Raw genomic sequence first — 18,246 nt, forward strand, 5'->3', positions numbered from 1 at the left:
ATCCAGGCGAGCGCCCGCCCCACGGGCCCTGCCGTCGGTCGAGGACGAGGGGCGGGCGCTCGCCTGGATGCGGGCGGAACACGCCAACCTGAGCGCGGCCGTCGCCCACGCGGCCCGCCATGGTCACAGCGAGCACGCCGTGCAGATCCCCGCCGCGATGGCCGAGTTCATGCGCACCGAGGGGTCCTGGAGCGACGCCCTCGCCCTGCACCGGACGGCCCTGGGCGCCGCGCTCCTGGACGGAGACCGGCTCGGCCACGCCCTCGCGCTGCGCCACATCGCCGTCATCGAGACGCTCCAGGCCGATTACGCGCAGGCCGAGCCCCATCTGCTCGCGGCACTCGAACTCTTCCGCGCCCTGCGGGACCCGGGCCGCGAAGCCATCGCACTCCACGACCTCTCCTCGGTCCTGCGCCGCACCGGACGCTACGAGGAGGCGCAGAGCTCGCTGCTGCGCTGTCTGAGCCTGTTCGGACAGACCCGGGACGCGCGCGGGCAGGCACAGGTGCTCATCGAGCTGGGCCACGTCCAGCAGCTGACCGGACGCTTCGCGGAGGCCGCCGACAACATGGGGCGCGCGCTCGATCTGCACCGTGCCCTGGGCGACCGCCTCGGCCAGGCCAACGCGCTCACCTCACTCGGCGACGTGCGCAAGTCGACCGGTGCCTACGCGGAGTCCGTCTCCTGCCACCGCCAGGCGCTGGTGCTCTTCCGCCACCTGGACAACGAACTGGGCGAGGCGAACGTCCTGACCGACCTCGCCGACGTTCTGCGCCTGATGGGCGCGTACGACGAGGCGTTGGAGAACGTCGAAGAGGCCCTGCGTCTCTACCGCTGTCTCGGTGCGCGCCTGGGCGCGGCCAACGCGCTCGCCCACCGGGGCAGGATCCGACAGCGCATCGGCCGGCCGGCGGAGGCGGAGAAGGACCTCCTGGAGGCGCTCGACGTCTGCCGCACCCTGGGCAGCCGTATGGGACAGGCCTATGTACTGATGTATCTGGCCGAGGTGCAGGTCCTGAGCGGCTCGTCCGCCTGCGCGCTGGAGAACGTCACCGCGAGTCTGGAGCTGTGCCGGGAGATCGGGGACCTCGGCGGTGAGGCCGAGGCGCTCAACACCCTCGGCGCGGTCCAGCGGGCGGAGGCCGTCCCGGCCGACGCCCTCGACTCCCACCGGCGCGCCCTGGAACTGGCCCGCGAGGTGCGCTCACCGTACGAGGAGGCCCGCGCCCTCGAAGGCATCGGCGAGAGCCTGGCCGACCTCGGCCGACCGGACGAGGCGAACGCGCAGTTGTTCCGAGCGCTGGAACTCGCCCGGGCACTGCGGACGCCGGATACCCAGCGCATCGAGGCACGGTTGGCGCGGGGGTAGAAGCCCTGGTGAACCCGGTGAACCCGGTGAACCCGGTGAACCCGGTGAACCCGGTGAACCTGGTGCCCCGGTAGCCCTATTGACGCCGGTGAACTGTTGACCGAGTCGGCCCGGTTGCCTCAGTGGCCCCGGTGAACCTTGTGGCCGGAGTGACCCTTGAACCTGGTGACGCCGGTGAGCTTTGGCCCCGGCGCCCCCCGCGACGCCGGTGAGCCTGGTGCCCCGGTAGGCCCGGTGGCCCGAGTGACCCCGGTGAGCTGGTTACCCGGTGACCCTGCCGGGCCTGGTGAGCCTGGGGACCCGGTGGGCACGGGACGTCCTCCAGGCGCTGCCGGAGCACCGGGACGGGGCTCGGCGACACGGTATTGACTGCCCTGCCCCGCGCCGCCGGCCCCGGCGGTCAGCGCAGCCGCTCGCGGACCTGCTCGGCCTGGGTGGCGAACCCGGCCGCCTCGGCCCCCTCCAACTCCCCGAGACCGGCGATGAGGGCGGTCATCCGGGCTATGCCGTCCTGCGCCCGGCCCATCTCCCGCTCGGTCCAGGCAGCCCGGACCGCACACTGGAACCACTCACGCAGTGCGTCCTCACCGAGTCCGGCGTAGGCGGTGGCCGCGCGGTCGAGGAGCGCGACGATCTCGCTCCGGACGGCCGCGGACGCCTCGGCCGTCCTCCCCGGGGCACCACCCGCTCCGTCCTCCCCGCCCGAGTAGTCCTCCTCGTCCTCGTCCTCGTTCTCGGCCGCGTCCAACGCATCCTCAAGGAGGGCGGCGAGCTGCTGCCAGGTCTGCGCCCGCTCGTAGCGCGACTCGGGGTTGTCGGCCTCTTCGAGTACGGCCCCTTCGAGTACGGCCAGCGCCTGCTCCATCAGCTCGCGCGCCTGCGCGTACCGGTCGTCTCCCGCCCCGTGCTCCGCCGCCAGCCACGCCAGTGAGCGCAGCACCCGGACCTCCCCGACCGGGTTGTCGCCCGCCTGCCGCCACAGCTCCAGCGCCCGGCCGTACGCCGACCGGGACTCCGCGCGCAGCCCGGCCGCCGCGAGGGCCTCGGCGGCGGAGTGGGCCAGGACCGCCTGTGGCCGGGGGTTCTCCCAGCCCTTCGCGGTCTCGGCGGCCAGCAGATACTGCTCGGCCGCCGCACGCTGGTCGTTGAGCCCCCGCAGCAGTTCGCCGAGCATCCGCCGGGCCTCCACCGCCTCCCGCTCGCCGTGCTCCACCAGGTCCGGCAGCGCGGACTGGAGGACCTCCGCCGCTTCGGCGGTACGCTCCGCCTCCGCGTAGGCGCGGGCCAGCAACAGGCGTGCCCGGGCCCCGCCAGTCGTGGCGAGCCCGGCCTGGTCGAGCCAGTGCGCCGCCTCCAGCGCGTGCCCCGCAGCCTCGTCGGCGCCGCCCGGGCGGCGCAGCAGGATCTCCGCGAGCCTGAGCCGTACGGTGGCGTGCTCCTCGGGGTCCGTCAGCTCGGCGGCGTGGCCCAGAGCGGCCCGGGCGAGCGCCTCGCCGCCCGCTGTGTCGCCCCGCGCCGCCAGCACCCATGCCCGCAGTGACAGCGGTTCGACCGCCTCCCAAGGGCGTCCGGCGGCGAGGCAGCGCTGCGCGGCGGAGACGAGCAACGGCTCGGCCCGGTCCGGCTCACCGGCCGTCAGGGCCGTCCGGGCCAGAATCAGTTCGGCTTCGGCGACCACACCCGCCACGTCCGCGCGCGCACCGCCGCCGTGGGCGCCGACGAACGCCTCCAGCCCGTCGGCCAGATGGGCGTCGGCCACCTGCCGCTCCGCTTCCTTCTCCGTCTCCTTCCCCTCTTCCTGCTCCTCGGGCGTTTCGCGTCCGCGCAGATACGAACCGATCTGGAGGGCGGTCAGTTCGGCTGCCGCGATCCGACGGGCACGGTCCGGATCGGCCTCGTCCAGGGCGCGCGCGGCCTCGGTGGCCACGGTCAGCAGCCGCCGTACCTCCGCGGGATCCTTGTCCGACCGGGCGCCGTCGGCCGCGATCCCGAGCAGGGCGTAGGCCGCGCGGGCGGGCCGGCCGGCTGCCCGCTGGGCCTCGGCCGCCCGCGCGAACAGGTCCCCGGCCTCCTCGGACCCCGACCGCGCCGCCATGGTCGCGCGGAACTCCAGAAGGTCGGCGGCCGTGGCCGCGTCGGGCGACTCCTCTCCCGCCTCGACGAGCTCGGCGGCCCGTGCCCAGAGGGTGTCGGCCGAGGGACGGCCCTGCCGCCGGGCCGTACGCGCGTGCTCGACCAGTGTCGCGAAGTCGAGGGCGGCGGTGCCGGCCGGGTCCTGGCTCCCGGCACCGGCCGCGGTGGCCGGCCGCACCCCCGCGGAGGCGGTGGCGGCGGGCAGCCCGGCGGTGCGCACCCCGAGCGGCAGCACGTCCACCAGGGGCTGCTGCGCGATCCGTTCGGCCAGCCCGCGCGACACATGAGTGGTGCCATTGCGCGCGTCGAAGCGGGCGGCGATGGAGGTGGCGTCCGCGAACAGCCGCTCGTACAGCTCCTTCACCGTATGTCCCGTGCCCCGGTAGGGCACGGCCGGGCGGTCGCCGTGGCCGAGGTCGGCCAGGCGGCGCAGCAGCACCAGGACGCCGCCCGCGAACTCCATCTGCGACTCGACATCGGTGAGCGGGCCCAGATGCGTGGTGTGCTCGGCGAGGATCTCCAGGCCGCGCGGTTCGTTGCCGGTCAGCGCGCAGAACTCGATGTGCTTGCCGATCGAGCGCAGCAGGCTGTCGTTGCCGCGCGTCATCCGGTAGCCGCGCAGATGGTGGGAGCGGGCCTCGTCGAGGCGGCCGAGGCGCACCAGGGGGAGCAACGAGTGCGCCAGGACCCGGTGCGGCTCCTCCATGCAGGACATCTCCCCCGAGAGCACCGGCTCCCAGATCTCGATCGCCTTGGCGTCCTCGCCCTTGCGCGCCCAGTACCAGCCCTGGGTGTTGACCTCGCACGCGTGGCAGTCGCTCATCCGGTCGCGCGCCGCCGCCGTCCAGCCGGCCGCCGCCCGGTCCATCCGGGCCTCGTCGCCGGTCGCGTCGGCGAGGTGGAACTCGGCCTGGCGTACGGCCCGTTCGCTGTATCCGGCGAGCCGGTAGCGGCGCTCCATGTCGACCAGCCAGCGCTCCACCGCGGCGAGCGGGATGTCCGGGGACTCCACGATCCGCCCGGCCACCCACTTGAAGCGCCAGAACAGACTGTGCACCTCGTAGGCGGGGAAGGCGGCCGGGTCGCGGTCGTACTCCTGCAGCAGCCGGGCGAACGGCACCACCATCTTGGTGCGCTCGGCACTCCACTCGTACGCGTCGATCAGCCGGTCCAGCGCCTGGCGGAACAGCTCGCGGTCTCCGGTGGACTCCGCGGCGGCGGCCAGTGTCTCCGCGCGCGCGTTGCGCGCCGCGCCGTAGGGAGTCTGCGCGTTCTCCACCAGGCCCTGGCGGATCTCCTCGACGGTCATGGCGGTCACTTCCGGTCCTCCTGGGGGTGGGTGCCCGGCGTGGAGTGGGTGGCCCATTCCAGGAGGTCCAGGAAGGCCCGGTTGAGCAGGGTGGAGTCGGCCGGGCGCAGCGGTCGCTGCGACATCAGCAGCGCCTGGCCGTACAGCGATTCCACCGCCGTGCCGGTCAGCTCGGCGTCCGGCAGCGCCGCGATCCGGCGGATCAGCGGGTTGTTGTGGTTGAGCACCAGCCGCGCGCGCGGGGTGGATCCGCGCAGCGCGCCGAGGATGTCGTTCCACAGCGAGTCGGCGTTCTCCTGGGCGGCGGCCCGGTCCCGCTCGTGCCGCGCCTGCCGGTCGTCGAGGAACAGCGCGGGCACGGCCACCGGCTGGAAGGCGCGCAGCACCACGTCGCACCCGTGTGCGTCCAGCCGGGTGCGGGCGGTCGACAGGAACGCGGCGAGCGACAGCTCGGCGGTGGTGGGCACCGGGTCGAGGCGGTCGGTGACCGCGCCCGCGTCGAGCTCGGTGACTTTCAGACCGGGCCGGATTCCGGGCAGCAGGGCGAGCAGGCCCGCGTCGTACGTGTAGCCCGCGTTGACCACGCCGAGGCCGTGCGCCGCCGCGATCGGGGCGATCTGGCGGAACTCCTCGACGGTCCGGGTGAAGTGGATCTCGGTGTGCGCCGCCGCGAACTCGTCCAGACTGCGCTGACCGTCGTTGGTCTCGAACGGCAGCCACGGCAGCATCAGCGCGAACAGCTCGGCGTCGTGCCGCGCAAGGGACTTCACGCCCAAGTGGTGGACGCTCAGGAAAGCGGCGAGGCGCTGCGGGTCACCCGCCGCGAGCTCGGCCAGCCACTGGCGGAGCCGCGCCCCGAGGGCGTCGCGGACGGCGGCGAGCGTCTCGTCGTCGTACAGGTTCTCCCGCGAGGCGGTGGGGCGCAGGGTGTCGGTGTCGACGACCGCGCGCACGAAGAACGCCCACTCGGGCAGCAGGTTGTCGGCGCGCTCGGTGAGCAGCATGCCCTTGAGGTAGGTGCGGTGCCCGGCCCGGTGCGCCGGGCTGGTCGGCTCCGGCAGTACATAGGCGACGCCCCGCACCCCGGCGACCGGCAGGTCCAGGTCGATGGAGTCGAGCGGGGTGAACCCGAAGACCCGCGCGCAGTGCCCGGAGAGCGCCACGCGGCGGGCGGCCGGTGTCGGGTACTCCCGCTCCCAGACGGGGGGCCGGTCGGTGACCGGGCGCTCGGCGCCGTCGTCCCCGGCGAAGGTGATGTCGTAGGGCAGCAGGGAGCCGAAGTCGCGGGCGAGCTCCTCCACGCGCGCGGCGGCGGTCCACTCCTCCGCGCCCGGGCGTGGTTCGAGATGGACGGTGGTGCCGGGCTCGGGCCTGGCCTCGTCGGGCAGGGTGCGGACCGTGTACGACCCGTCGTCGGAGGCGAGCCACTCCACCGGGGCGGCACCGGGGGTGCGGGCCGAGCGGGTGACCACACGGATGCGGCGCGCCACCACGAAGCAGGCGAGCAGGCCGATGCCGAACTGCCCCAGGAACTCGCGCCGGGCGGACTCCAGACCGTGCTGCCCGCCGCGCTTGGAGCTGCGGCCGATCGTGGCGAGCAGGGTGTGCACCTCGTCGGCGGTCAGGCCGATGCCGCTGTCCTCGATGGAGACCTTGCCGTCCACCGCCGAGAGACGGATGCGGATACGTGCCCCGGGATCGTGCGCACGGCGTGCGGTGACCGCGTCCACCGCGTTCTGCAGGAGCTCGCGGACGTAGACCCGGGGGCTGGAGTAGAGATGGTGGGAGAGCAGGTCGACCAGCCCCCGCAGGTCGACCTGGAAGCTGTTGACGTCCGGCGGAGTGCCGTCGGACAGGGCGGCGGAAGTCATGGCGCATCACCTCGCGGGCACAGGGAAACAGGCGATCGCGAGGCCCCCCTCGTCGATCACGACGTGAGAATCAGCGTAGGGGCGGCCACTGACAATCTCCTCCGGGTTTGGCGTCGGCGGCGTTCCCCGCCCCGGAGCGTGTGATCTTGTATATCCGTTACTGTCCGTGTCGGTCCGCTAGTCGTCAAACGTTGATCACAGTTTGGCAAATTTGGAACCCTTGCAGCTGCTTTGTCCATCCCCGGAGGCGGAACATGACCGTCGTGCCCCCAAGGGGCCGAAGCAAGCCGGAGCCATCGATGTCGCACGCGACCACCAGGACCAGGGACGGGGCCGAGACGTACGAGTCCCGGGGTCACCGCCGCGCCTCAAAGGCCAGGCGGTGGCTTCTCGTGGTCGTCTGCGTGGGGCTGCTCACGGCGATCGCGTGGCCGGTCATGAGCTACTTCGACATACCGCCCTTCACGGACAAGGGCGACCCCATCTCGTACGGCAAGATCGACAACAAGCCGGGTGGCGCCCCGCAGAAGCCCGTGGACTCCAAGACCCTGATGCCGACGGGACCGGCCGCCGACTTCAAGATCTCCAGCACGCTCGGTAACGGCACGCACGTCGGCGTCGTGAAGATCACCGGCAAGAAGTCGGGCTTCACGGGCAAGGTGTGGGTCTGGGCGCCGAAGGAGTACGACGACCCCAAGTACGAGAAGAGCGGCTTCCCCGTCCTGATCGCCCTGCCCGGCGGCCCCGGTTTCCCCAACAACTACTGGATGGACAACAACCTCAAGCTGGAGTCGTCCATCTCCAAGTGGGCCGAGGAGGGCAAGGGCAAACCGTTCCTGCTGGCCATGCCGGTGCTCAACCCCAAGCCGGACGACGGCGGGCTCTACTGGGACGGCAGCGACATCCCCGGCCAGCCCAAGATGGGCACCTGGCTCACCGAGGACGTGCCCGACCTCATGCGGCAGAACTTCCGCACGATCAAGTCGCGCGACGGCTGGGCCTTCATGGGCTCCTCCTCCGGCGGCTTCGCCGGGCTCAAGGCCGTCCTCAAGCACCCCGACAAGTTCAAGGCCGTCATCGCCTCCGGTCCCGACATCGTCCCGGACTCCCCGCTGTGGAGCGGCCACCTCAAGGAGAAGGCGGAGAACAACCCCGAGGTGCTCTCGAAGCGGCTCATCGCTGCCAAGGGGCCGGACGTGTACCTCGCCTTCCAGTACGGCACCAAGGAGTCGTCCGTCATCCCCAAGGTGAACAAGTACATCGCCACCTACGGCAACAAGGGCCCGATCCACACCCACCTCGAAGTCATCCAGGGCGGCCGGCACAACGCCCTGACGTATGTGAAGGGGATGGACGCGAGCAGCATGCAGTGGATCAGCGAACAGATCGAGGGACCCACGCCGGCGTCCTGAGCCGGGAACGGGCAAACCCGGGGGTGCCCGGACCGGGGTGCCTGCCCTCGGGGCGATGAGCGGTGAACGGGGCCCGGGATGAGGAGCCACCACGCCCGGCGCCGTTCGTCCACCCCAGGGTGTACATCCATGGGTCCACTCACCGGGCGTGAGGTTCGCTCGTCGGGCTGATGTGGCTCCACCCGCCGACGCGGCACGCTTGCGGACATGCTGAGTGATCGACATGAGCCGACGACACGTCACAGGACACCGGGCAAGCGCAGGCTGAGGTCCGCGGTGGCCGCTCTCTGCCTGGCCTGCGGTGCCACAGCGCTGTTACCCGCGCCCCCGTCCTCCGCGGCGGAACCGGACGGCAGACGGGTGGGCGACCACGGCCGCACGGCCCAGATCCGCCGCACCGCGTACGGAATCCCGCACGTCCTGGCCAAGGACTTTGGCGGGCTGGGGTATGGATACGGGTACGCGTTCGCGCAGGACAACCTGTGCCAACTGGCCGACCAGGTCATGACGTTGCGCGGCGAGCGCTCCCGGTATCTCGGCCCCACCGGGACGACCGCCGACGGTACGCCCAACCTGGCGAGCGACACCTATCACCAGGGGCTGCGGCAGGCCGGTACGGTCCGGCGGCTGCTCGACCGCCCGGCGCCGCTGGGCCCGACGCCCGAGCTGCGCTGGATGGTCGAGGGGTACGCCGACGGGTACAACCGATACCTGCGCGAAACCGGTGTCGCCCAGCTGCCGGACCCGACGTGCAAGGGCAAGCCCTGGGTCGGCCCGATCAACGCCATGGACATCTGGAACCTCGTCCACGAGGTCAACGGGGCCGCGGGAGCGTCGGCATTCCAGCAGAACGTCGCCACCGCGACCCCGCCGGCCGTCGGCAAGGCCACCAAACCCGCGCGCGAGGGGGCGACGGCACGCGACGCACGTGTGGCAGCCTCGACCCCGAAGACGTCCACCCTCCCGGCGGCCACCCTGTCGAGGAGCACCCGGCCGCGCCGTGACGAGCTGGGCAGCAACGGCTGGGCGCTCGGCCGTGAGGTGACCCGCGGCCACGACGGCATGCTGCTGGCCAATCCGCACCTGTCATGGATCGGCGCCGACCGCTTCTATCAGGTGCAGTTGACGATCCCGGGTGTCATCGACGTCGCGGGCGGGGGCATCTACGGCACCCCGCTCATCGAGATCGGGCACACCCGCACCCTCGCCTGGACACACACCACGAGCTACGCCGACCACGCCTCGCTCTACCGCCTCACCCTCGCGCCGGACGACCCGACCAGCTACCTCCTCGACGGAAAGGCGGTGCCCATGGGGCGCCGGGCCGTCCCGGTGACCGTCCGGGGCACCGACGGCAAGCTCTCCACCGTCACCACCACCCTCTACACCTCCCGGTACGGGCCGGTCCTCGCCGACGGCTGGACGCGCACCGAGGCGTACGCTCTCAGGGACGCCAACGCCGACAACCTCCGCTCGATGAACGAGTGGCTGGCGATCGGCAGGTCGCACTCCGTGGCCGAGCTCAGGCAGGCGCACCAGACGTACCAGGGCATCCCCTGGACGTACACGATCGCCTCGGACTCCACCGGCGCCACGTACTTCAACGACTCCTCCGCCGTGCCGCATGTCACCGACGACCAGCTGAAGCGATGCGCCCTGCCGGGCCAGGACAACGACCTCCCGGGCGTGCTCGACGGCTCCACCTCGGCCTGCGACTGGGGCAGCGACCCCGACGCGGTCGTCCCGGGCGTCTTCGGCCCCGGCCACCAGCCCCGGCTGACCCGGACCGACTACGTGGCCAACTCCAACAACGACTCGGCCCTGACCAACCCCTCGGCGCCGCTCACCGGATATCCGAAGATGTACCGCGCCGGCGCGCCCCTCGGACCGCGTGCCCAGCTCGGGCTCCGGATGATCGCGGACCGGCGCGACGGCACCGACGGCCTCGGCGCACCGGGGTTCAGCCTGCCCACCCTCCAGGCGAGCATGCTCGGAGACCGCAACTACACGGCGGAGCTGGGGCGGGACGACGCGGTCGCGATGTGCCGCGCGCACCCCGTCCTGACCGCGACCGACGGCACCGAGGTGGATGTGCGCGCCGCCTGTGACGTGCTGGCGGCCTGGGACACCCGCGACGACGCCGACAGCCGTGGATCCGTGCTGTGGCAGGCGTTCCGTACCCGAGTGAGCGGTCCGCACCCGTGGTGGCGCGTTCCGTACGACCCGGCCCGGCCGCTCACCACTCCGCGCGGCCTCAACGGCGACGAGCCCCGGGTGCGGCGGGCGCTGGCCGACGCCGTGCGCGAACTGGCCGCCGACAAGGTGCCACTGGACGCGCCCATCGGCAGGGTGCAGCGCTGGGCGGGGATACCGCTGCCCGGCTGCTCCGGCGCCGAGGGCTGCTTCAACGTCGTCAACGCGACACCCACGTCCGGCAGCGGCGGCGCCACCCGTCCCGCCTCCCCGCAGGACCGCGCCTCCGGCTCCAGCTTCGTCATGGCCACGGAGCTGACCCCCCAGGGCCCCCGCACGCGGACGATCCTCACCTACGGGCAGTCCGCCAACCCGAAGTCGCCCCACTACACCGACCAGACCGTGCTCTTCTCGCGCAAACAGTGGGTCACGGAACGGTTCACCGAGGCGGAGATAGCCTCCGACCCACGTCTGCGGATCACCGTCCTGCGCGGCTGACTCATGGCGGGGCCCGCCGGGCAGGCTCCCGGAATGTGATCTGCAATACCCCTGCTTGCGGCCAGACTTGCAGGTGAGGCGGGTCGCACCTACGGTTGGCGGGCCGTGGTGTTCGGGAAGACCGGTGCAAGACCGGAGCGGCCCTCGCCACTGTGATCGGGCCCCACGTCGTTCAGGCCATGAACGGCTTCGGGTAGCCCGTCCCGTTGTGCCACTGGTGGCCGTAGGCCGCTGGGAAGGCGGGGACGGTGCGACACCCGGAAGCCAGGAGACCGGCCACGGCATCTCGCGTAATGATCCACGAGGTGCTGGAGCGTGAACGAATGACCCTGCCCACCCCTGCCGCCACATTCCACTGGCGGCGCGAGGACACCGTACGTACCGCATGGCTGCTGGCGGTGATCGCCGCCCTGCATGTCGTCGCGTTCGGCATCCTGTTCCTGCTGGTCGTGCCCGAGCACTACGAGGTCGGCTCGAAGACGTTCGGCCTCGGCCTCGGCGTCACCGCCTACACCCTCGGTATGCGGCACGCCTTCGACGCCGACCACATCGCCGCGATCGACAACACGACCCGCAAGCTGATGGCCGACGGCAAACGGCCGGTGTCGGTCGGCTTCTGGTTCGCGCTCGGGCACTCCAGCGTCGTCGTCGTGATGGCGGCGCTGGTGGCCGGGGGCGCACAACTCGCGGGCACTCTGATGAACGACGACTCACCGACCCACCAGACCCTCGGTGTGGTCGGAACGACCGTCTCCGGATCGTTCCTCTACCTCATCGCCGCACTCAACCTGCTGGCCCTCGTCGGCATCCTGCGGGTGTTCCGGGCCATGCGCGCCGGGACGTACGACGAAGCCGAACTCGAACAGCACCTGGACTCAAGGGGGTTCATGAACCGTCTGCTGGGCCGCTTCACCAAGTCGATCACCCGGCCGGGCCAGATGTACCCGCTGGGTTTCCTCTTCGGGCTCGGCTTCGACACCGCCACCGAGGTCACCCTGATGGTGATGGCCGGCTCGGGCGCCGCCGCCGGGCTGCCCTGGTACGCGGTGCTGTGCCTGCCGCTGCTGTTCGCGGCGGGGATGAGCCTGTTCGACACCATCGACGGCACCTTCATGAACTTCGCCTACCAGTGGGCGTTCTCGAACCCGGTGCGCAAGGTGTTCTACAACCTCACCATCACGGGACTGTCCATCGCGGTGGCCTTCCTGATCGGCACGATCGAGCTGGTGGGCGTGCTGCACGAGAAGCTGGACCTGCGGGACGCCGTCACCGGGTGGGTCGCGGGCCTCGACCTGGACAACGTGGGCTTCATCATCGTCGGTCTGTTCGTCGCGGTGTGGGCGGCGGCGCTTGCGTACTGGCGGTTCGCCAGGGTCGAGCAGCGGTGGGCGGTGCGCGCCGCCGCGACAGCCGCACTGCCGGACCGGACCGGGCCGGGCGCGCCCCGCGACGAGCCCGCACCCGCACCCGCACCCCACGACGGGACCGCAGCAGCCGCGCCCGCGCCCGCCCCGGACGCTGTCAGCTGAAGGCCGTGGCGTTCGCCGCCGCCCATTCCGTGAACGTGTGCGGAGCCCGGCCCAGGAGCCGTTCCACATCCGGGCTCACCCGTCGCTCCTCGGGTGTGGGCTCGCCGAGGATGCGAAGCGTGCCCTCGATGACCGGCTCCGGCATGAAGCGCAGCAGCAGCTCCCGCGCCTCGGCCCGGCTCTGTTCGACGAACCGCACCGGCGCTCCCAGCGCGTCCCCGATCGCCCGCGCCTGTTCGCGTGGCGAGACCGGGGCCGGGCCGGTCAGCTCGTAGGTCCGGTCCGCGTGGCTCCCGTCGCGCAGGGCCACCGCGGCGACGGCGGCGATGTCGGCTGGATCGACGACCGGCAGGCCGACATCGCCGAAGGGCGCGGTGACCGTCCGGTCGGAGCGTATCGAAGGGGCCCACATGTAGGTGTTGGAGGCGAAGCCGCTGGGCCGTAGGACCGTCCACTGGAGGCCCGACTGCCGTACGGCGTCCTCGAAGGCGCGCAGCTGGGCGTGCGCCAAGGAATCCGGGCGGGTCGCGGTGGCCTGCGAGGATTGCAGGACCACCCGCCGGACTCCGGCGGCCTGCGCCGTGTCGAGGATGGCGTACGGGTCGAGGCCGTCGCCGCCACCGGGGACGAGGAGGTACAGGGCCTCGGCCCCGTCGAGCGGGCGCTTGAGGCTCTCGGGCCGGCCCGGATCGGCCTGCCGGAACTCCACGTTGCCGGGCACGTGATCCGTGGGCGCCCGGCGGGAGAGGGCGGTCACGCGCTCACCCGTCGAGGCGAGGTTCTGTACGAGATGCCGTCCGACGTTCCCGGTGGCTCCGGTCACCGCAATCATGGTTTCTCCCTGGCTGGTTGTGAGGTGCTGGCACAGTCGGCGCGACGCTCGATCTTCGTGTTGATCCGTTCGCGCTAGATCTGTGCTCGCTCGATCTGTACTCATCCTCAAAGCCAAACTGGTCATCTCCTGGCCAGTTTCCGAAAGAGAATGACCGGCATGAGAGCCGATCGACTGGTGGCGACCCTGCTGTTCCTGCAGACACGGGGGCGGGTGACAGCGCGCGAGGTCGCGGAGGAGCTGGAGGTGTCCGAGCGCACCGCGCGCCGCGACCTGGAGGCGCTGGCGAGCGCCGGCATCCCTGTGTACTCGCAGCACGGCCGGGGCGGCGGCTGGTCCCTCGTCGGCGGCGCCCGCACCGACCTCTCCGGGCTGACCGCCGCCGAGATCCGTGCCATGTTCCTGGTCGCGGGCCCGTCGGCCGTCTCGCCCGAACTGCGCACGGCGCTGCGGAAGTTGATCCGGGCGCTGCCTGCCCCACTCCGGCCGGACGCCGAGGCGGCGTCGAAGGCGGCCACCACGGACGGTACGGACTGGTCGCGCCGGCCGGTCACGGCGGGCACACCCCTGCTGGACGCGTTGCAGGAGGCGGTGGTGGACGGCCTGCGGATCCGGCTCGGATACGTCCGCCCCGGCGGCCCGGCTGGCACCCGCACGGTCCACCCACTGGGCATCGTCACCAAGGCGGGAGTCCCCTACCTCGTGGCCGGTACGGAGATGGAGCAGTCGGAGGCGGGGGAGGAGAGCGCCGGACCCGGCCACGTCGGGTTGCGGATCTTCCGGCTCGATCGGGTCACCTCCGTCGAGGCGACTGGGGATCCCGTCGTCCGGCCGGACGGATTCGACCTGGCCACGGCCTGGCGGACGCTGGCCGCGCCGATGGAGGAGCGGATGCGCGGCGCGACCGTCCGGGGGCGGGCCGAGCCCACGGCGGAGCGCGTCCTCACCGGGCTGTTCGGCGGCCGGCTGCGTCTGGGCGGGCAACGGGCCGACGGATGGCTGGAGATGGAGATCGAAGGCCCGTCCCCGGAGGTGGTGGCCGCGCAGCTCGCCGGGCTCGGGGCGCGCGTGGAGATCCTGGAACCTCCCGAGGCCCGGGAGCACCTGGCAGGCCTCGCGGCCGAACTCGCCGCCCTCTACGGTCCGGCGTAAACGGCCAGACGGCCAGATGGTGTAAACGGCGTAGACGGCATACACGGCCTGGACGGCCTGGACGGCGAAGAGGCCGGAACGGAGTTCCGTCCCGGCCCCTCACCGGCCGTCGGTCACCCGGCGGCCAGCACCGCCTTGCGGTGGCTGAACGTCTCGATGGAGTAGCGGCCGTGGTAGTTGCCCATTCCGCTTTCGCCGACGCCACCGAACGGCAGGTCGGAGACGGTGAGATGGGCCAGCGGCAGCCCGAGGCCCAGGCCGCCCGAGGAGGTCTCGGCGGCCAGCCGCTCCCGGGTGGTGTCGGACTCGGTGAAGGCGTACAGCGCCAGCGGCTTGTCGCGGTCGTTGATGAAGTCGATGGCCTCGTCCAGGCCCGGCACCGGCACGATGGGCAGGATCGGCCCGAATATCTCCTCGCGCATCACTGGCGAGGCGGGGTCGACATCGCCGAGGACGGTCGGCGCGAGGTACTTGGTGGCGCGGTCGCCCCGGCCGCCGGTGACGACACGGCCCGAGTCGAGCAGCGCGCTCAGACGGTCGAAGTGGCGCTCGTTGACGATACGGCCGTACTCGGCGGAGGTCTGCGGGTCGGCCCCGTACAGCGCCTCGATCGCCTGTACCAGCGCCGGTTCGAGGGCGCGGGCGGTCTCGGGGTCGGTGAGGACGTAGTCGGGCGCGACACAGGTCTGGCCCGCGTTGAGGAACTTGCCCGCGGCCAGCCGCGCCGCGACGGTCGCGATATCGGCGTCCCGGTCGACGAAGACGGGGGACTTGCCGCCCAGTTCGAGGGTGACGGGGGTGAGGTGCTGGACGGCCGCGGCCATGACGATACGGCCGACCGTGCCGTTGCCGGTGTAGAAGATGTGGTCGAACCGCTCGGCCAGCAGCGCGGTCGTCTCCGGAACACCGCCTTCCACCACGGCCACCGCGTCCCGGTCGAGGTACTCGGGCAGCAGCCGCGCCAGCACGGCGGAGGTGGCCGGAGCCATCTCGCTGGGCTTGGCCACGACCGCGTTCCCGGCGGCCAGGGCGCCGATCACCGGCGTGAGCAGCAGCTGCGCGGGATAGTTCCAGGGCGCGATGACCAGGACGACGCCCAGCGGGTCGTACTGCGTCCAGGCCGTCGCCCCGCCCAGGTGCTCCGGAACGGGCGCGGGCTCGGGGCGCAGCCACCCCGCGAGGTGTTCCAGGGTGTGGTCGATCTCCCGGACGACGAAGCCGATCTCGGTGCGCTGGACCTCGGCCGGGCTCTTGCCGAGGTCGGCATGGAGGGATTCGACCAGCTCCGCGCCGCGCTCGGTGAGCATCGCGCGCAGGCGTCGCAGCTGGATGGTGCGCCACTCGACGGGCTTGGTGCGGCCGGTGCGGAAGGTGGCGCGCAGCCGGGCCACGGTGTCGGCGGGCTGCTCCGGGGTGCTGTTCATGGTGCCTCGCTGCTGGGGGCGGACCCGTCGGTCCGCGCTGTCGGTCGTCGGAACGAGCCGCGGGGGCTCGATGTATATGCCAACAGTTGAGGTAGCAAAATAAATTCCCGGGCGCGCGGAAGGGTCTGGATCCGGCCGTTCGGCTTCCGTATGCGGCGGTCCTGTGGGGGCGGGTGCGGCCGTTCCGTGGATTCATCCGCCGTCAACGAGAAGTTTCCTACCGACCAGTAGACATCGCGCCAACGGCTGATCATTCTTGGCCGTGCGCATGCCAATTCCGTTGCCGTACGTGCCGATCGCCACGGCCCGACCGGATCTTCCGCGGACTCCCACCCTCGCGACAGAGGAGCACCGACCCCCCATGCCCCGCACTGCTTGGACGACGCGCACGGCCGTCACCGTGGCCGCCGCCGCGACCGCCCTCATCGCCGCGCCGACGGCCTCCCAGGCCGCCCCGCCGGCCGTCGTCCCGTACTCCGCCGTGGCCCAGACCTCCGCCTCCGGCGGGATCGCCGGGCTCAAGGGCGTCGACTACACGACCTGGCTGCGCGATGTGCAGGCCGTCGTGGACACCGCCCGCCCCTACCTCAAGGAGCGCATCGCCGCCTCGCCCGCGGGCGAGAAGCCGGCGATCGTGCTGGACATCGACAACACCTCGCTGGAGACGGACTTCCATCACTTCTGGACGTTCCCGACCCCGGCCATCGACTCCGTCCGCTCCCTGGTGCGCGAGGCGAGCTCCCAGGGCGTCGCCGTCTTCTTCGTCACGGCGCGACCCGGCATCATCGAGTCCCTCACCTCGTACAACCTCAAGGCGGTGGGCTACCCCGTCACCGGTCTGTACGTCCGGGATCTGCCGGACCTCTTCCACGAGGTCAGCACGTACAAGACGCAGAAGCGGGCCGAGATCGAGGCGCGGGGCTACACGATCGTCGCAAACATCGGCAACAACACCTCCGACCTGGTGGGCGGCCACGCCGAGCGGTCCTTCAAGCTCCCGGACTACGACGGCAAGCTGTCCTGACCGTCCCCGGACGCGGAGCGGCGCCCCACGGCCAGAGCCGTCGGGCGCCGCTCGCGGTCGTAGGTGTCAGCCCAAGACCGGGAAGTTGCTGCGGAAGACTCCGCGAGGGTCCCGGTCGCGCTTGACCTGCTGGAGCCTGGCCAGCGCCTCGGGCCTGAAGGCCGTCGCGGCGGTGTCGCCGGGGGAGAGGTAGGTGTAGGGCTTGCGTCCGCTGACGTACGGGGCGACCGACTGCACCAGCGCTTCCTGGCGGGCGGCGATCTCGGCCCCGCGCTCCGGCGTGAACGGCACCCCGAACATGGAGAGCGTGTACGGCTCGGTCAGCGGGCCCTGCGGGTTCTCCGTCGGCGTGGCGAAGGCGCCGCCCAGGTGGCGGATGTGCACACCGACGAGCGGGTCGATCGGCTCTGCGAGGAGAGCCGCCGCCACCTTGTCGTCCAGGTCGGTCAGGAGCTCGGCGCGGGTCGCGCTGGGACCGGGCTCGGTCGGCTCGCCGGTGATCTCGCCCAGCTGGGCCACCGGCAGCATGCCGCGCGTGTCGGTGTTGGCGCCCTCGATCTCGTCGAGCGCGCGGAGCAGCGCCCGGCCCTCGGCCTCCTCGCCCAGGAAGGTGCTGTCCACGGTCACCAGCGCGGGACCGTTGGGGATCTGGAGGATGTTGATCCACGCGGTCAGCTCGTCCGGCGCGTTCGCGGTGATCTTACGGAAGGCGTCCAGGACCCGGGGCGCCTGGCTGCCGTGCCAGACCACCCGGCCGCCGAAGAGGGCGGGCGCGGGGTGCAGGTCGTATTCGATAGCCGTGACCAGGGCGTAGTCGCCACCGCCGCCGCGCAGCGCCCAGAAGAGCTCCGCGTCGGAGTCGGCGGTCACCCGGGCCCGGTCGCCGTCGGCGGTGACCACGTCGAACGCGGTGACGCTGTCGGCGGCCCAGCCGTACTTGCGCCCGAACCAGCTGAGGCCGCCTCCGAGGGTGTAGCCCACCACGCTGACCAGCGGGGAGCTGCCCGGCAGCCCGGTCAGACCGAGCGGGCCGGCCACGGCCTGGACCTGTCCGCCCAGGACGCCCGCGCCCACGCGCGCGGTGCGGGTGGCGGCGTCGACGTGCAGCTCGTCGAGCTTGCCGGTGCGGAGCAGGATCACGCCCTCCACATCGCCGCTGGCGCCCCGGCCGCCGGGCTGGGGCGCGACGACGAGCCCCGCTGCCGCCGCGTACCGCACCACCGCCGAGACGTCGTCGGCGTCGGCCGCCTCGACGACCGCCGAGACCGGCTGCTGGACCGACCGGTTCCACGGCTGTCGTGCCTGGTCGAAGTCGTCGTCACCGGTCAGCAGGACACGGCCGCGCACCTGTGACCGCAGTTCGGCGAGAGCGCTCGTCGTCATGGTTCTTTCCCTACTTCCTCGTTCCGCGTGTGCCCCCGGAACCGCCCCGGCCGGCTTTCGCGATCACTTCCCTGACGGAATCGAACGGGGAAATGTGACGGGACGGGGGTGGGAGAG

Annotated in this window: 11 protein-coding genes and 1 riboswitch; of the genes, 6 read left to right on the forward strand and 5 right to left on the reverse strand. The window is 72.0% G+C overall.

Annotation, left to right across the window (positions count from 1 at the left end; translation table 11 throughout):
* A partial coding sequence (locus ACJA3G_RS10500; protein ID WP_406552639.1) for a tetratricopeptide repeat protein occupies positions 1–1,369 on the forward strand: 1,369 nt, incomplete at its 5' end.
* Positions 1,370–1,769: 400 nt separating this feature from the next.
* Here the strand turns inward: ACJA3G_RS10500 and ACJA3G_RS10505 are convergent.
* Both ACJA3G_RS10505 and ACJA3G_RS10510 read right to left on the reverse strand, forming a co-directional pair.
* Positions 1,770–4,820 carry a tetratricopeptide repeat protein gene (locus ACJA3G_RS10505; RefSeq protein WP_406552640.1) on the reverse strand — a complete coding sequence of 1,017 codons (3,051 nt, stop codon included), beginning with the start codon at positions 4,818–4,820 and terminating at the stop codon, positions 1,770–1,772.
* The gene (locus ACJA3G_RS10510; RefSeq protein ID WP_406552641.1) at positions 4,817–6,682 is read right to left on the reverse strand and encodes an HSP90 family protein; all 1,866 of its coding nucleotides are present in this window, start codon (positions 6,680–6,682) and stop codon (positions 4,817–4,819) included. The genes ACJA3G_RS10505 and ACJA3G_RS10510 overlap by 4 nt, the downstream gene beginning before the upstream one ends.
* Before the next feature lie 299 nt (positions 6,683–6,981).
* Here ACJA3G_RS10510 and ACJA3G_RS10515 point away from each other — a divergent pair, with 299 nt between their 5' ends.
* The 3 genes from ACJA3G_RS10515 (at position 6,982) to ACJA3G_RS10525 (ending at position 12,314) form a co-directional block, all read left to right on the forward strand.
* Positions 6,982–8,094, forward strand: coding sequence for an alpha/beta hydrolase (locus ACJA3G_RS10515; protein WP_406552642.1), 1,113 nt, complete (start codon positions 6,982–6,984; stop codon positions 8,092–8,094).
* Between the two features lie 360 nt (positions 8,095–8,454).
* A complete protein-coding gene (locus tag ACJA3G_RS10520) occupies positions 8,455–10,785 on the forward strand; it encodes a penicillin acylase family protein (RefSeq protein WP_406552643.1) in 2,331 nt (776 codons plus the stop codon).
* 89 nt (positions 10,786–10,874) lie between these two features.
* Positions 10,875–11,081, forward strand: a riboswitch (cobalamin riboswitch).
* A complete protein-coding gene (locus tag ACJA3G_RS10525) occupies positions 11,079–12,314 on the forward strand; it encodes a HoxN/HupN/NixA family nickel/cobalt transporter (protein WP_406552644.1) in 1,236 nt (411 codons plus the stop codon). It overlaps the preceding riboswitch by 3 nt.
* On the opposite strand, the gene ACJA3G_RS10530 is transcribed toward ACJA3G_RS10525, so the two are convergent.
* On the reverse strand, positions 12,307–13,146 hold the full coding sequence (locus tag ACJA3G_RS10530; RefSeq protein WP_406552645.1) for an NAD(P)H-binding protein: 840 nt from the start codon (positions 13,144–13,146) through the stop codon (positions 12,307–12,309). The two genes, ACJA3G_RS10525 and ACJA3G_RS10530, sit on opposite strands and share 8 nt — an antisense overlap.
* Before the next feature lie 159 nt (positions 13,147–13,305).
* On the opposite strand from ACJA3G_RS10530, the gene ACJA3G_RS10535 reads away from it, so the two are divergent.
* Positions 13,306–14,298 (forward strand): helix-turn-helix transcriptional regulator, encoded by a 993-nt coding sequence (locus ACJA3G_RS10535; RefSeq protein ID WP_406552646.1) that lies wholly within the window; start codon positions 13,306–13,308, stop codon positions 14,296–14,298.
* Between the two features lie 113 nt (positions 14,299–14,411).
* Here ACJA3G_RS10535 and ACJA3G_RS10540 read toward each other — a convergent pair whose 3' ends face one another.
* On the reverse strand, positions 14,412–15,722 hold the full coding sequence (locus ACJA3G_RS10540) for an aldehyde dehydrogenase family protein (RefSeq protein ID WP_406552647.1): 1,311 nt from the start codon (positions 15,720–15,722) through the stop codon (positions 14,412–14,414).
* Between the two features lie 361 nt (positions 15,723–16,083).
* Between ACJA3G_RS10540 and ACJA3G_RS10545 the strand changes: the two genes are divergently transcribed.
* On the forward strand, positions 16,084–16,746 hold the full coding sequence (locus ACJA3G_RS10545) for an HAD family acid phosphatase (RefSeq protein ID WP_406552648.1): 663 nt from the start codon (positions 16,084–16,086) through the stop codon (positions 16,744–16,746).
* A gap of 66 nt (positions 16,747–16,812) precedes the next feature.
* Here the strand turns inward: ACJA3G_RS10545 and ACJA3G_RS10550 are convergent, their stop codons facing one another.
* On the reverse strand, positions 16,813–18,129 hold the full coding sequence (locus tag ACJA3G_RS10550; protein ID WP_406552649.1) for an FAD-binding oxidoreductase: 1,317 nt from the start codon (positions 18,127–18,129) through the stop codon (positions 16,813–16,815).
* Positions 18,130–18,246: the final 117 nt, after the last annotated feature.

The sequence above is a fragment of the Streptomyces sp. YS-3 genome (assembly GCF_045257485.1).
Lineage (GTDB): Bacteria > Actinomycetota > Actinomycetes > Streptomycetales > Streptomycetaceae > Streptomyces.